This is a genomic window from Corynebacterium jeikeium (assembly GCF_000738175.1).
In the GTDB taxonomy this organism is placed as follows: domain Bacteria; phylum Actinomycetota; class Actinomycetes; order Mycobacteriales; family Mycobacteriaceae; genus Corynebacterium; species Corynebacterium jeikeium_C.
In genome coordinates this window covers 22,792-36,828 of the sequence record NZ_JFCH01000029.1, presented here as the reverse complement: position 1 = coordinate 36,828, position 14,037 = coordinate 22,792, and the positions used below count along the sequence as shown (strand labels likewise).

Here is a 14,037-nt window from a genome sequence, read left to right as displayed (position 1 = left end):
CGTTTTTCTATTGGAGGCACACGATGGCAACAAAGAAGAATCCAAACAAGTTCAACTACGACTTCAACGGCAAGAACATTGAGCTACCACGGTTCGATAAGCTGCCGTTCGGCACGATGCGCCGTATGCGCAAGGCTGACGAGTCTGAGCAGGCGTTCCTGCTGTTCGAGTCCACGGCAGACGAGAAGACCCTAGAGATCATCGACACTATGGGCATTGATGAGATCGGGGAGCTGCTGGAGGCGTGGCAGAAGGCCTCCGAGGTGACCACGGGGGAATCCGAGGACTAGTAGACGTTCTCGACGATCCAGGCAAGAAGGAGTGCATCGAGGCCGACCTGATCCGCGCAGGTATGCGGTTGAGGTGGTTCTTCGATCCTGACGCCCTGGATTACTCGTGGCGCGATCTACTAGTTTTCGTCAAGCATTCCCCTAAGGGGTCGGCGTTTCACGCCTTAGAGACCGGCGAAGAGGCGCTATGGGGCGTGCAGGAGCATCTGACGGCGAACCTCGTCGACCTGACGAGCATTCTCGTGTGGTTCAAGACTAAGGACGGCTCCAAGGGGCGCAATCGCCCTAAGCCGATCCCCCGCCCAGGCGTGCAGGAGCCGGGCAAGAAGAAGCATGGCGGGGCGAAGATTCCCGCGAAGAGGCTCGCGGAGTTGCTGGGCATGAAGTTCTAGATTAGGGAGCATCAGGTGGCTGGTATTGAGCTAGCGCAGGCGTGGGTTACGATCTCGCCCCGCACTAAGGGCATGCAAAAGGAGATCGACAAGCAGCTTAAGGGCATTGCCTCTAAGGGTGAAAAGACCGGCTCCGCGCTCGGCGAGAAGATCACCAGCGGCCTGAAGAAGACCGCCAAGGTTGGCGCGCTCGCCGCTGGTGGCGCCGCCGCTGCCGCTTTTGGCACTGCTCTGAAGAAGGGCTTTGATCGTCTTGACGCTATCGAGCAGGCGAAGGTGAAGTTCGAGGCGCTGGGCTATACCGCTAAGCAGCAGGCTGGCCTCATGGACGATGTGACGGCTGCGGTGAAGGGAACCGCGTTCTCCACGTCTGAAGCTGCCGACGCTGCCGCTATGGCTCTTGCGGGCGGTATTAAGCCCGGCAAGGAGCTGACTGGTGTCCTTAAGACTATTGGCGACTCCGCGTCGTTCGCTAACAAGAGCTTCGCTGACGTGGCTCCCATTTATACGAAGGCGATCAATAGTGGCCGCGTGATGGGCGATACGCTCATGCAGCTGGAAGAGAACGCTATTCCAGTTACACAGGCGCTCTCGCAGTCGATGGGTAAGTCGACTGAAGAAATTCGCAAAATGGCCTCCGAGGGCAAAATCTCGTTCGATGATCTGCAAAAGGCGATGGATGAGACGATCGGCGGCCAGGCGCTAAAGGCGGGCGATACATTCACTGGCTCGCTGGCGAACATTGGCGCTGCGTGGGCTCGTCTGGGTGAGACGATTCTTAGCGCCCCGTTTAACGCCGCCCCTGCAGTATTCAACAACATCTCCGACCGTATCGACGTGGCGAACGACAAGCTGAAGGGCTTCCTTGAGCTGTTTTCGACCGGCGAGTACACCAAGGAGATTGGCGTCAACCTTGCGGGCGGTGATGAGGCTAACGCGCTATCGGAAAACAGTGCGCTAGTGACAAACATTCTCAACTTCCGCGACAAGAGCATCGAAGCTATCGACGCGGTCAAGCATAGGTGGGATCAATTTCAGCGCGGCTTCAATGGCCAGGCGACCGAGGGCATGTTTGGCCGGTTAGGTCAGCACTTCGGAACACTGGCCGATGCTGCGCTACGCATGGCCACCCCGCTAGCCCGTGTCGCCACGTCGCTCGGCGAGGCCGGTATGACCGCCTCCATGGTTTCCTTGCTGGGTGTGCTCGAGGCGGTCACGCCACTGATTGACCATATCCTCGTGCCTGCGCTCGAGAAGCTTGCGGACATCATGGTCAATAACCAGGGCGCAGTGAATGCGTTCGTCACAGCCTTTGTCGGCTTCCATACGCTCAAGACCGCCAATAAAGGGCTGACGGCGTTTGGCGATAAGGCTAAGACCGCCTTTGATGCCGCCAAGACTGGCACTAGCTTCGTGAAGAACTTCGGCGGAGCGCTGAAGGATTCGTGGAAGTACGCGGGTCAGGCTGCGCCTAACGTTGGCGCGTTCGGCAAGGCGTCGCTGCTCGTGAAGGAGAATGCCAAGGCCGCTGGCTCTGCGCTCACGAAGATGAATGGCCCTATCGGAATGGCCGCGCGCGGCTTTAAGGGGCTTGGTCTAGCCATCAAGGCTAACCCGATCGGCGCGATTGTCACCGGTGTAGTGGCGGCTATTGCTGCGTTGACGTGGTTCTTCACGAAGACGGAGACCGGCAAGAAAATCTGGGCTAAGTTCATGGAGTTCCTACGCCCGGTTATTGACTGGATGGCGCAGAAGTTCTCGGAGCTGGGCGGCATTGTGTCGAATATGTGGGAGTCCTACATTAAGCCCGCACTTAGCGCGTTCGCCACTATGGCTAAGTGGGTGGCAGCTATCGTGCTGACGATCCTGATTACGCCGGTCATGCTGGCGTGGAAGGCTATGTCTGCGGTTTTCCAGTGGGCGTGGAATACGCTCATTAAGCCCGCGTGGGACGCAATGAAGGTCGCGGCGCAGTTCCTGTGGAATAGCGTACTGAAACCGGTTTTCGTTTTCATTAAGGGTGCATGGAACCTGCTGGCCTTGAGCATGAAGGCACACTGGGAGGGCATTATTCGCCCTGCGTGGGACGCCCTGAAGATCGCCGCGCAGTTCATGTGGTCGAACGTCCTGCAGCCCATTTTCGGCCATATTAAGAACGGTTGGCAGATCATGGCCGCCGGGATTAAGTGGATCTGGGAGAATGTCATTCGCGTGGCGTGGGACGCTCTCAAGACTGCGCTATCGGCGCTTTACAACAACGTCATCAAGCCGACATTTCAGTGGATCGGCGACCGCTGGCGAGACATGTCGAGAGTCCTGCACCAAGTTGCCAAGTGGATCGACGAACACGTATTCGGCAAGATCAGGACCGGTCTTGACTGGGTGAAGCGCGGGTTCAGTGTCGCCGTCGACGCGATCAAGAACACCTGGGATCGCATAGGCAATATCGCCCGCAAGCCCGTCGCGTTCATTGTGGACACCGTTTTCAATAACGGTATTCGCAAGGCGTGGAACGCGGTTGCAGGCTTCGTTGGCCTGGACGATAAGAAGCTCAAACCGCTTGGTCCCGTGGCACAATACGCCAAGGGTGGCGTTCTGCCCGGCTATACGCCTGGTCGTGACGTGCACGCTTTCTACTCGCCCACGGGCGGCCGGCTCGCCCTGTCTGGCGGCGAGGCGATCATGCGCCCCGAATGGACTCGCGCCATAGGTGGCCCAGCAGCCGTTGAAGCAATGAACCGCACTGCTCGCAGTGGCGGCGTAAACGCTGTAAAGCGCCAGCTCGGCGAGGGCGCAGGGTTCCACACGGGTGGCGTTATCGCCTTCAAGAAGGGCGGCACATGGGACGATAAGATTCGCCGCACCCAGGCGGAGGCGCGTAAGCACCATGGCAAGCCGTACCAGTGGGGCGGTGTGGGCAACCCGTCATTCGACTGCTCTGGCCTGTGGTCTGCGATCACTAGCCACCTGAATGGTGGCCCGTTCGGCGGTCGCCTGTTCACTACCCACACCTTCATGGGCAGCACCCCTCCGGGCTGGTCGCCCGGTCTGTCTGGCCCCGTCACTGTTGGCGTGAACAGCGGTCACATGGCTGGCACCCTGGGCGGCATCAACATGGAGTCCGCGGGCGGCGGCAAGGGAGTTCAGATCGGCGGCTCCGCGCTTGGCTCTGACGATCGTAGTTTTACGAAGCAGTTCACGCTGCGAGACTTTGTCGGCGAGTTCATCTCTGGTGGTTTTGGCATTACTGGCGGCGGCAACCCGGTTGCACGGCTCGCCAAGGCTGCGTGGGATAAGGTCATCGACGCCCTGCCGAAGTTCAAGGAGAAGGTCGGACCGTGGGCTCCCGTGCCGGGCAAGTTCCTGAAGAAAGCCGCCTCGACCATGTGGGACTGGATTAAGTCTAAGCTCCCGATTGGCGGCGGTGGGTCGAGTGACGTCGACCTGTCTGGCGTGAACGGCGACACTATGGCCAAGGTGCAGGAAGTGTTCAAGCGCCACGGCTGGACTGGCCAGCAGTGGGAGGACGCGAAGTGGATCATCGGGCGCGAGTCCGGCTGGAACACCACGGCGACCAACCCGTCCTCGGGTGCGTTCGGCCTGTTCCAGTTCAATCCGTCCTCAGGCACTCTGCAGCAGTACCTGCCTGACCGCAACCCAGATGCCGCTGTGCAGGCTAACGCCGGTGCGCGGTACATCAAGGATCGTTACGGCGACCCGTCGGCTGCTCGTCGTTTCTGGGAGGCGAACAACTGGTACGACAACGGCGGCTACCTGCAGCCGGGTGTAACCCGTGTTCACAACGAGACGGGCAAGCCGGAGCCGGTGTTCACTAATGCCCAGTGGCAGACGCTGAAGAAGGCGATCCTGTCGAACGAGCAGTGGGCGCAGGTCGCCAGGCCGATGGTTAGCGAGATCGAGAAGTTCGCCAACGGCGTGCGCGTCAAGCAGGTCGATAAGCCGGTCGAGATCGACGACCCGAAGGCCAAGGGCTCCAAGGCTAGCGCTAAGGACGAGAGCGACGAGAAGGTTGCAGAGACCACCTCCGAGAAGGAGGAGGTTAAGCCTGACGAGGTGGGCGCATCTATCGCAGCTGGACTCATTGAGGGGCAACTGGAAGATGTGCGCAATGTGTTCGGCCTGCCTGCGCTCAAGGAGGTTCCGGCGGTCAAGGCTGCCTTGGAGGCCAATAAGGCCGTTGTGGAAGATGGCGGCGAGTCTAACCCGGTTGCTGACCTGCTCGAGGCTGGCTGGTCTGGGGCGATCCTGGACACAATGAGGGGCGGGGACGTGGTTCCGCTCGCCCTGAAGTCCGCAGAGGAGATGGCACGCACGGCACCACAGCTGGCTAGCGCTGGTATGGCGTCTATCGCTAGGGCGACCTCTGGTGCGCCTGCTGCTGCCGCTAGCGCTGCAGCCAACCCTGGACAGTCCGTCAAGATCGTTGTGGATTCAACGCAGCGTGCGTTTAGTGAATATAGGAAGCTGCAGGCGAAAACGTCTGCAGGCGCGAAGGGGGTTAGGTAAATGGGTTTCGCTGATTCGGTAGATGTGGCGCTCCATGGCGCCGATGGGTCGATCTGGAATATCAGTGGCCCACGCTCGGCGCATTCCCCAGTGGTGATGGTCGAGGGTGGCGTGGGCGATCTGTTCGACGCGCCCGCCGCTACCCACTTCAAGCCACGGGCAGGCCAGGCGGGCACTACCTACCGAGGTTTTCGCATGGAGGAGCGCAACATCGTTTTGCGTGTCCTGATCTACGCGGACTCGTCGGTAGAGTGGGCGCGCATCGACTCTGATTTCCGCCGCGCGCTGGACTACGACAAGCAGTCCGAGCTCGTGGTGCGCTCCACGATGAGTGGCGAGCGTCGCCTGAAGGTTCGTTTGGGTGAGGCTCCGTCTTATCAGTGGGATAAAGACCCGCACTATCACGCCGCGAGCTTGGTCGAGTTTGTAGTCACGGCTGAAGATCCGTTTTGGTATTCAGCGCACGAGCGCGACGAGTACGTATTTGACGGTCTGAATTGGTACGGCAGCACTGTGACGGTCAGTAACCCCGGCGATGTGCCCACGTGGCCGAAGTGGGTGCTGACCGCTCCGGCGAAGTTCATTCTGCCTGACGTGTCATTCCGCGAGGACGGCGAGAAGGATCGCACGATTGTTCTCCCGTTCCAGCCGCTGGGGCGTGAGGTGCTCGTTGACACTGATCCGCTAGAGGAGCTGATCACCGCCAACGATGACACGTTGTTGTGGGCGGAGATGGGCGGGCAGTTCTTTCAGAATCCGATCCCGCCGCGCACAGCGCCCACGGAGATTCCGGTGGCGGTCGACCCGTTGCCTAACCTGCCGGTGGTTTTACCGCCGGGGTGGCGTGAGTGGATTGCCAGCGAGATCGCCAGGTGGGCTAAGAAGCTCGGTAAGGAAGAGGTGTTTAGGCGCACGCCTGAAGATGTGGCGCAGGTGATCCATGAGGCGCTGTACAACCCGAAGCGCCCGCCATGGCTGCAGAAGATCGGCGACCCGATCCTGGACTTCCTGAAAGTGGACTACATCGCTGGGCGGCTCATTAACGCCTGGGGGCAGACAAACAATATGGCTGGGGCAACCGCGCAGATTCGTGTGGATCATAAGTGGTCTCGCCCGTGGGGTATGGAGTAAGAGGAGGTGTAGGCGGTGGCTAACGCCGATCTGGACAGGCTGGACTCGATCTACGAGGCTGCTCTGTCTCGTCGCATGAGGCGGGCGGATATTCGCCGTAAAGAGCCGGAGGTCTACATCTACGACGGTGACTGGCAGCTGGTCGCTAGGTGCCTCGGTTTCTATGATGCCTCGTTCGAGTGGAAGCTCAATGCGGTGGGTGCGGGGCAGCTTGTCCTGCCGTATGAGCACCACTTGGCGAAGTGGGTTATCGAGCACTGGCGGCGCAAGAAACAAAACGTGCATGTCAGGGTGGATAAGGACGGCGCGCGGTGGACTGGCCGCCTGTCTGATGCCGTGACGGAGCAGGACGAGAACGGGGTGCGTAGCGTTACCCTGAACTTCTTGCACGACATGGAGGAGCTGCGCCACATTCAGGTGTGGTCTAACCCGCTGACCCCATCGGCGGTGCAGTTTCCGAAGCAGTTCATCTTGGCTGGGCCGTCGGTCTACACCCTGAAGCTCTCGTTGTTCCTGAATCTGTTCCGACTGCAGGGGAATCTGTGGTCGCTACCTGATGACCCACTGTCGGCACGCTCGTGGCTGCAGGGGCTGAATTACAAAGAGTGGCCTATCGTGGTCAAGCCTTCGTCGCTATTGCTTGATGATTCCAAGTGGACTGTGCTGGTGAGCCGATTTAAGAACTGGTTGGATATGGCGGAAACCACATTGGGCGACGGGCAGCTGATGGTGGAGTGTCGCCGATGGTTTCCGGGCGACCCGCAGCCGTGGTTCGGCGCTGGGCTATATAGGCCGGGGCAGCTGGTTATCGACATTGTGGACAAGTCTGGCTGGTTTAGCGAAACGGCGATCGGCGGCACTATCGCAGGCGGGTTTATCCGCAGTGGCTTGGAGCTCGCAGACAACCTCGTCGATGAGGCGCGCGCCGCGCTCGAGTTCGTCTCGGAGCCGGAGCAATACGCAGTGTCAGGCTTCCTCGGCGTGGCGCCGCAAAAGCCGTGGATCGCCTATCGGACTAACGTCCGCGATGGGCAGAATACGGCAGAGTCCACGAGCTTCACGTGGCAACCCGCCACGGTGGGGCAGGTGACCGTGGGCGGCCACTCTATGCCGGGCGTGAACGAGGGGATTAGCGCGTCGATCAAGCTGGCCGGCGCGCTGGCGTCGCGGTACTTCTTTATCCCTGATTTCGGCGGCGCTGCGGATACGCTGCTCGCGCCACTGTATGAGGATGTGTTCCTAGCGTTCCAGACCGTTAAGAGCCCGCTGCGCACGCGGAAGCTTGGCTGGTCGCACTACTACGAGAACTTCGGTTCGGGCGGCGATAAAGCCTATACACTTTCAAGCTTGCTGGCTATCCGTGCGGAGTTTTGGCGCACCCGTCAGCGCGTTTCGCACTCCATGCAGATTGGTGACGCTTCGCCGTACCTGATCGGCGAGAACGGCGAGGGGCATTTCTTCCTCGGTGATCGTGTGGGTGGCGAGGTGCCGGGTGCGCCTGATGGCTACACGGTGGTCGAGCAGGTCAAGGAACTGAAACTGTCGTGGGGCGCGGATTCGCCGCATGAGTGGGAAATTACCGTCGGCGACCCGAACGATGTGGAAGACCCTGTAGAGCACGCGCTTGAGCGTATCCGCGAGGTAACGGGCGCGATCCATGATCTAGGAGTGATTTAGCCATGGGGCTACCTACACAAGACAAGTGCAATATGGGCAAGCCAGACGAGCACTTCCTATGGGCGCTGCTGAATATTGGTGATTCGATTGGCGCGCCCCTATTGGTGCCTGAAGCGATCCTGCGGGAGTGGTCGAAACACCTATACCTGGCTGGCTTCAGACATGACAGTGGCAAGCAGGAAATCTGGTATGAGGCGCCGCGTGATGGCGTGAGCGTGTTCGATGGTGCGGCTGGTGGCCGGTGGGTCGACCACCCGCCGGGGAATGACGAGATGCAGCGGGTGGTGGACTCCATGTCCGATGATGACCGCGAGGCGCTACGTAGGGCGCTGGATAAGGGGGCAGAGTAGTGAGCGTTTATCCTGACGATTCCAAGCCGGTGCCGAAAGGGGCTTATACCCCGTCGAGCGTGAAGGCGCTGCAGTCTGTGACTGAAGATTCTGCGCGGGCGGAGATTCGCTCGCAGGCACTGCTGCCATGGCGCGAGGGGAGAACGAACTTCTTCACCAACATCATCGGCGGTATTGGAAAAGCTTTTCAAGAAGGTTTGCGCGGGATCGCGGGCAGCTTAAGCAGCATTTTCAACCCCGTCAAAGAGGCTGGCGTGGAGGTGCGGGACTACCAGACCACCTTGAATGACCGCGTAGAACTACTGGACGGCGTGCGTGGCTATGCATCGGCCTACCAGACGCTTAACGTCTATACCGACTCTGGCTACGTCTTTTCGGGATACAAATGGCGCTTTCTGCCGTTTGGCGGGCAGCTTGGCCCATCAAGAGGCGCGAGGGTAGACCCTGATGGCGGCCTCGTTCTGGAAGAAACCGGGCTGTGGACGGTATACGCCACTGTCACAAAGGACGACACGAGCGGACTTGGTGCGCTATCTAACGACCAGGTAGACGTTCATCTTTTCGTGAGTCGAGATAAGTGGACTAAGAACGACTCGCCACCCGCCGATACCTTGCTGCGTGAGTTGCGCACTACGGATATGACAATCATTGGCGGTAAGCAGACCGCAACCGTGGTGTTCTCCGTGGTGGTGGATCGCCCGAACGTGTTTGTGGGGGTGCGCGCCTCGGCTATCAGTAATACGCGCTTCCTGGGGGGCACCTTGTACTCGAACCTTTTTGCCATAAAGCACGATAACCGGGCGATTGAGCCCGGCCAGAAGACAGTCCCGAACGAATAGGAATCAGGTGGTTTGTGATGGCTACTATCAACGGAAGTTTAGCGTCGGTGAACTCGGTGCCCACCGAGGGCACGGTTCTTTTGCGAGCGCTGGAACTTAGGCCAGGTAGCACTTTCGCGGTGACGGGCGAGCCGAAGGTCGCGGTAATCAAGGGCGGCCGCTTCACGATCGAGAATGTGGAGCCTGGCCCAGTGCAGCTAACGATCCAGGGCAACGGGGTGACTCACGATGTGCGAGTCGATGTGCCTGATGAGGCCGATGTGGATTTCCTCGACCTGCTGGACAACGTCTACGAGTGGGAGCCGGAGCAGGTTAGCGCCGTAAAGAAGGCAGCGCGTGAGGCTCGCAAGGCTGCGGACGAGGCTGGCCGCATCGCCTCCGCATTCCGTGGCGCAGAGCAGCTCGAGGGGTGGGCGGAGTCTGCGTCATCGTCCGCTGACGCTGCTGGTAAGTCCGCTAAGTCCGCCGCCTCGTCTGCAGGTGCAGCCAGGTCTGACGCGAGTGCAGCGAAGGCTGACGCTGGCAAGGCGGCTACGTCCGCAAGCGCGGCGAAGACTTCCGCTGATAATGCTGGCAAGTCCGCTACCGCCGCTGATGGTTCCGCGACCGCGGCTGATAAGTCTAGGTCTGACGCATCGTCGTTCGCTAATTCCGCTAAGTCGGCTAGTGAGTCGGCTACGGCGAGTGCGCAGGCGGCGGCTGATTCGGCGAGCGCGGCGAAGGCTGACGCGGGCAAGGCGGCTACGTCCGCGACGGGGGCTAGTGACTCCGCGAAGGCGGCTAAGGCCGATGCTGACCGTGCGAAAGTAAGCGCTGATAGTGCTAGTTCGTCCGCTAGTGGCGCGAAGGGTAGTGCTGACGCGGCTAAGGGGGCTGCTGATGCGGCGGGTAAGTCTGCAAGTGCGGCGGCGTCTAGCGCGGGTGCGGCGAAGGCTGATGCTGGTAAGGCGGCTACGTCCGCGACGGGGGCTAGTGACTCCGCGAAGGCCGCTAAGGCTGAGGCTGACCGGGCTGTGGGCGTTGTGGATTCCGTGCAGTGGGATGGTGACCGGCTCACGGTGGCGGGTAAGACGTCTCCGTCGCTGCGTGGCGAGAAGGGCGATAAGGGCGAGCCTGGCGAGTCTGGCGCGTCTACGTGGGACACGGTGACGGGGAAGCCCGCTGCGTTCCCGCCGGAGGCTCATAAGCACAAGATGGCCGATATTAGCGACCTACCGAAGGTCTCCCCCTACGGAGACCCGAATACGATTATGCAGCGTAGCTCCAGCGGACACGCGATCCTCAACGCGAACGCCACTCCTACGTCTATTGCCCATGTGACGCATAAGAAGTACGTGGACGATAGGGACGCCGCGACCCTAGCGGAGGCGCGCGCGTTGGTGGGGTCACGCCCGGCGTTCTTTTCGGGATCAGGCGCGCCACCGTCGTCCATTCCCGGCGCTGTCGTTGGGGATTACTACCTCGATGAAACGACGATGGAACTTCACAAGATCACGGGGGTGTAAGCGATGGCGATTAAGACTGTTTCCCTTGGGAAAATGAGGGGAGAGGGGTGGGTCTTTCAACCCCAAAAAGACACGAGATACTACCTGCCAAAGGGGGATTACACGTTCTTGGTAGCGGGTGAACCTTATGGTTCCAGTTATATAGGCATTATCCCTAGCGCGGGGCGCTTCTACTCGAAAAAGGATAGAGTCTATTCAGCCGAAATACGGGGGGTTGAGTGGTTTGAGTTTCGTGGCGACGTTTTGCAGGTGGCGATTATCCCCGGGGCGGTAATGAATAAGACACCGCGGGCAACACCCGCACCAGGCGCGGCGACGCTCCCGTCTGGCAACCCCCGTGGGAATTTTGAACTTGACGTTCTATACAAGGTTGGCGACACGGTGACCGTTTGGAATCAAACGCCGTCCATCAACGGCACCTACGAATGCATCGAAGAACACAAGTCGTCGTTCTACGACTATCCGTGGAACAGCGCCCGGAAGTGGAAGAAGATTCGTGACGCTAGTGGCAACCCCGTCTAGACCCGCGCGCTGTTCGAGAAAATCTAACAACATCTAACAACCCCCGCTTTTCGGCGGGGGTTTACTCATGCCCAAAACAAGGAGGAGGGGAGCATGGACTGGGAAAAACTCGAACCAGACAAATACAACCTAGTGAAAAAGCATTTCACTAAAGGCCGTGGAGGACGCAAAATCCGACACGTCACCCTGCACCACATGGCCATGATCGGCGACGTAGACAAATGCGTAGCCGTATGGCGCGACCGCCCAGCGAGCGCCCACTACTGCATCGACCAGTACGGCAAGATCGGCCAGGCGGTTAATGATTGGGATACGGCGTGGAGTAATGCGAACCTGCGGTCGAACCAGGAATCAATCACTATTGAGCACTCCAATAGTGGCTACGCAGATAAAGACTGGCCGATCAGTGAGGCTACCCGCGAAGCGGGCGCGCACCTCGTGGCCGCGATCTGCCGATACTACAAGTTGGGCAGGCCGGTATCTGGTAAGAATGTCCGTTTCCACTCTATTGAGTCCGGTGGGTCTACGGGGTGCCCGTGGCACCTGCGACCAGGGCATAAGTACCACGATTCCTACATAGTCCGTGCGCAGTGGTGGTACGACCAGATGGGCAAAAAGGCCGCACCGAAGCCCGCGCCGAAGCCCGCGCCTCAACCGCAACCCAAGGGGGATTCCATGGCGGATTTCGACCAAATCAACCGGCGCTACAAGAGTCGCGTGCCGGGATCGCTCGTGACTATGACCCCGCGTGACGCGCTATACAACACGGACGCGCACGCCTACCTGATCCTGCAGAAGATCGAGCGACTAGAGCAGAAGATCGACCAACTCACAGAAGGGAAATAACCATGCAGCAGCAGAAACTAACCCCCATGGCGTGGGTACGCCTCGTGATCTACGTGATCTCCGCACTAGTAGGCGTCGCAGCGGTCGTGGCAACCACACTGGGCTACACGGACATCGCAGCACTCCTAGGCACCCTCGCAGGCGCGGGCGCAGCTATCACAGGCGGCACGGCAGCAGCCAACCTTCCTAAAGCCCCAGACCAAGCACCCCTGGCAGGCCTTGACCTCGTAGCGGCGCTCCAGGCGCTCCCTACTATCGCGGCGGCTGCGCAGACCTACCAGCAGCAGGCGAGCTACGAGCCACGCCACGCAGCACCAGAGGTGGAGCCGGAGGTTGAGGGCGCATACCCGGGGCTGGACTCATGAGCCGCACCTGGTGGGCAACCGACGCGGCAGGACTACTCATAGTCGGCATAGCCACCATCGCGCGCGGCATCTCATACATGCCCGGCGTTGTCAACCAGGATCGACGCGCAGCACACTACCTAGAAAGCGTGTTCCAACCGTCCGTGTGGAGCGTTGTGTGGATCGGCATTGGCCTGATCTGCCTTATTGCGACGCTGTCCCCTAAGCTCATGCCGACGTGTGTGGGGCTGGTTGTTGGCATTCACGCAGCATGGGGCACTAGCTTCATGGCCGGCCAGTTTTTCGACGAGCAACTGCCCCGCGCCTGGGTGAGCGCACTATCCTACTACCTCATCTGCGCCCTAATCCTATGGGCATTCGGCCGAGGGAAAGCCACAGAGGTACGCATAGCTAAGGAGGGGTGATGGACGTGAGCGCGATTCTCACAGTCGCGGGGACAGTCGCCGTTGCGCTAGTCGGCGGCCTATCCACCCTCATTGGCCAGCGTATTTCGGCACGCTCCCAGGAGAAAGCGGCGGAGGTGACTACCCGCGCGGAGGAGTGGTCAAAACTGCTAGCGGAGACGAAAGCGTATGCGGACGAGCGCCTGGAGGGGCAGCAGCAGCAGATTGAGGAGTTGCAGGCGGATATGCGCACCGTCAAGCAGCAACTCGCTGATCTGAAAGCTAGGTATCGTGCCGCGCTTGAGACGATTCGCAGGTGGCTGCGCGACCACCCGAACCACCGGCTGCAAATCCCCGAAGAGATTCGGGACGATCTGAAAAACCTTTGATAGACTAACCATGCTGCAAGAGGGCGCGCCCCGCCGACGAAAAGCGCCCTCCACCCCCTGCAGCAATCCCCCATAGACCCCCACCATGTGGTCGAGCTTTGGCTCCCCGTGGTGGGGGTCTTTTTTGCGTTTCTAGGCGTCTTTGATCTGGTACACGCGGCTGCGTGCCATGCCGGTGATCCGGCAGATGTCTACTACTCGTGCGCCTGCTGCGAGCGCTGCGCGTACTGCTGCCATGCGCTGCTGCTCTGCAGTTTGGAAGTCGATGTGAGCCTCGTTGTAGGCGCGTGCTGCGTCTTCGAGGTCTGCGAGTTGTCGGTCTCCGAGGTCGCCTGCACGTTGGGCTTCTCGGCAGGATTCCATGAGGAAGGCGGCGTCGTCGTCGTTGATCTCGTCTGGGTTGATGGTGTCGCCGGTTTCGCGGGCGAGCTGGTCGATGTAGGTGTCTAGGCTGTCGCGGGCTGCGTCGTCTGTGATGTCTAGGGCGGTGGCGACTAGGCGGGTGAGTGTGTCTAGGTCGGTCATGATGGCTCCTGTGTGGGGTATGAGTGTAGCCCCGCCGGTTGTGGCGGGGCTGGGGGTTAGAGGGCGTTGGCTTCGACTACTGCCCAGAAGTCCACATCCTCGTCGAGCATGTAGCGGTAGTCGCTGCCCTCGCCGGTGGTGGTGAGTACCTGGTCGGCGATGGCGTCGATGTCGTGCTCGTCGGCGTAGTCGCCGAGGGCGGTGATGGTCTCGTGGTGGATGGCTTCGTGGCGGTCGGTGTAGGTGGTCATTTTGGGGTTCCTTTCGGTGTGCGCCCCGGGGCTTTCCCTTGGCTT

The 14,037-nt window shown here is 60.2% G+C and carries 15 protein-coding genes; 13 read left to right on the top strand and 2 right to left on the bottom strand.

What is annotated here, in order from left to right:
- Nucleotides 1-23 precede the first annotated feature (23 nt).
- The 13 genes from JQ46_RS04840 to JQ46_RS04775 all read left to right on the top strand — a co-directional run bounded on the left by JQ46_RS04840 (nucleotide 24) and on the right by JQ46_RS04775 (nucleotide 13,216).
- Nucleotides 24-290, top strand: a complete 267-nt coding sequence (locus JQ46_RS04840; protein WP_034985963.1) for a hypothetical protein — start codon at nucleotides 24-26, stop codon at nucleotides 288-290.
- Nucleotides 245-682 (top strand): DUF5361 domain-containing protein, encoded by a 438-nt coding sequence (locus JQ46_RS04835; protein ID WP_155271091.1) that lies wholly within the window; start codon nucleotides 245-247, stop codon nucleotides 680-682. The genes JQ46_RS04840 and JQ46_RS04835 overlap by 46 nt, the downstream gene beginning before the upstream one ends.
- Nucleotides 683-697: 15 nt before the next feature.
- On the top strand, nucleotides 698-5,209 hold the full coding sequence (locus tag JQ46_RS10785; RefSeq protein ID WP_051876249.1) for a tape measure protein: 4,512 nt from the start codon (nucleotides 698-700) through the stop codon (nucleotides 5,207-5,209).
- Nucleotides 5,210-6,340: a hypothetical protein gene (locus JQ46_RS04825; protein ID WP_034985961.1), complete on the top strand. Its 1,131-nt coding sequence runs from the start codon at nucleotides 5,210-5,212 to the stop codon at nucleotides 6,338-6,340. It begins immediately after the preceding gene.
- A 15-nt stretch (nucleotides 6,341-6,355) separates the two neighbouring features.
- Nucleotides 6,356-8,017 carry a hypothetical protein gene (locus JQ46_RS04820; RefSeq protein ID WP_034985958.1) on the top strand — a complete coding sequence of 554 codons (1,662 nt, stop codon included), beginning with the start codon at nucleotides 6,356-6,358 and terminating at the stop codon, nucleotides 8,015-8,017.
- Nucleotides 8,018-8,019: 2 nt separating this feature from the next.
- Nucleotides 8,020-8,367 (top strand): phage gene 29 protein family protein, encoded by a 348-nt coding sequence (locus tag JQ46_RS04815; RefSeq protein WP_034985956.1) that lies wholly within the window; start codon nucleotides 8,020-8,022, stop codon nucleotides 8,365-8,367.
- A complete protein-coding gene (locus JQ46_RS04810; RefSeq protein ID WP_034985955.1) occupies nucleotides 8,367-9,206 on the top strand; it encodes a hypothetical protein in 840 nt (279 codons plus the stop codon). The genes JQ46_RS04815 and JQ46_RS04810 overlap by 1 nt, the downstream gene beginning before the upstream one ends.
- 17 nt (nucleotides 9,207-9,223) lie before the next feature.
- Complete coding sequence (locus tag JQ46_RS10780; protein WP_155271090.1) at nucleotides 9,224-10,711, top strand: hypothetical protein; 1,488 nt, start codon at nucleotides 9,224-9,226, stop codon at nucleotides 10,709-10,711.
- A 3-nt stretch (nucleotides 10,712-10,714) separates the two neighbouring features.
- The gene (locus JQ46_RS04795) at nucleotides 10,715-11,233 is read left to right on the top strand and encodes a hypothetical protein (RefSeq protein WP_034985952.1); all 519 of its coding nucleotides are present in this window, start codon (nucleotides 10,715-10,717) and stop codon (nucleotides 11,231-11,233) included.
- Nucleotides 11,234-11,326: 93 nt separating this feature from the next.
- Nucleotides 11,327-12,079, top strand: coding sequence for a peptidoglycan recognition protein family protein (locus tag JQ46_RS04790; protein ID WP_080719500.1), 753 nt, complete (start codon nucleotides 11,327-11,329; stop codon nucleotides 12,077-12,079).
- Between the two features lie 2 nt (nucleotides 12,080-12,081).
- A complete protein-coding gene (locus JQ46_RS04785) occupies nucleotides 12,082-12,444 on the top strand; it encodes a hypothetical protein (RefSeq protein ID WP_034985950.1) in 363 nt (120 codons plus the stop codon).
- Nucleotides 12,441-12,848 (top strand): hypothetical protein, encoded by a 408-nt coding sequence (locus JQ46_RS04780; RefSeq protein WP_034985948.1) that lies wholly within the window; start codon nucleotides 12,441-12,443, stop codon nucleotides 12,846-12,848. The genes JQ46_RS04785 and JQ46_RS04780 overlap by 4 nt, the downstream gene beginning before the upstream one ends.
- A gap of 5 nt (nucleotides 12,849-12,853) precedes the next feature.
- Nucleotides 12,854-13,216, top strand: coding sequence for a hypothetical protein (locus tag JQ46_RS04775; RefSeq protein WP_155271089.1), 363 nt, complete (start codon nucleotides 12,854-12,856; stop codon nucleotides 13,214-13,216).
- Nucleotides 13,217-13,348: 132 nt separating this feature from the next.
- Here JQ46_RS04775 and JQ46_RS04770 read toward each other — a convergent pair whose 3' ends face one another.
- Nucleotides 13,349-13,741 (bottom strand): hypothetical protein, encoded by a 393-nt coding sequence (locus JQ46_RS04770; protein WP_034985945.1) that lies wholly within the window; start codon nucleotides 13,739-13,741, stop codon nucleotides 13,349-13,351.
- A gap of 56 nt (nucleotides 13,742-13,797) precedes the next feature.
- The gene (locus tag JQ46_RS04765) at nucleotides 13,798-13,992 is read right to left on the bottom strand and encodes a hypothetical protein (RefSeq protein ID WP_034985943.1); all 195 of its coding nucleotides are present in this window, start codon (nucleotides 13,990-13,992) and stop codon (nucleotides 13,798-13,800) included.
- Nucleotides 13,993-14,037: the final 45 nt, after the last annotated feature.

What these genes read in the sequence shown, in the direction of transcription:
- JQ46_RS04780 (WP_034985948.1), top strand. Translation starts at nt 12,441, where the DNA reads ATGAGCCGCACCTGGTGGGCAACCGACGCGGCAGGACTACTCATAGTC.
- JQ46_RS04840 (WP_034985963.1), top strand. Translation starts at nt 24, where the DNA reads ATGGCAACAAAGAAGAATCCAAACAAGTTCAACTACGACTTCAACGGC.
- JQ46_RS04795 (WP_034985952.1), top strand. Translation starts at nt 10,715, where the DNA reads ATGGCGATTAAGACTGTTTCCCTTGGGAAAATGAGGGGAGAGGGGTGG.
- JQ46_RS04765 (WP_034985943.1), bottom strand. Translation starts at nt 13,992, where the DNA reads ATGACCACCTACACCGACCGCCACGAAGCCATCCACCACGAGACCATC.
- JQ46_RS10780 (WP_155271090.1), top strand. Translation starts at nt 9,224, where the DNA reads ATGGCTACTATCAACGGAAGTTTAGCGTCGGTGAACTCGGTGCCCACC.
- JQ46_RS04825 (WP_034985961.1), top strand. Translation starts at nt 5,210, where the DNA reads ATGGGTTTCGCTGATTCGGTAGATGTGGCGCTCCATGGCGCCGATGGG.
- JQ46_RS04815 (WP_034985956.1), top strand. Translation starts at nt 8,020, where the DNA reads ATGGGGCTACCTACACAAGACAAGTGCAATATGGGCAAGCCAGACGAG.
- JQ46_RS04790 (WP_080719500.1), top strand. Translation starts at nt 11,327, where the DNA reads ATGGACTGGGAAAAACTCGAACCAGACAAATACAACCTAGTGAAAAAG.
- JQ46_RS04785 (WP_034985950.1), top strand. Translation starts at nt 12,082, where the DNA reads ATGCAGCAGCAGAAACTAACCCCCATGGCGTGGGTACGCCTCGTGATC.
- JQ46_RS04770 (WP_034985945.1), bottom strand. Translation starts at nt 13,741, where the DNA reads ATGACCGACCTAGACACACTCACCCGCCTAGTCGCCACCGCCCTAGAC.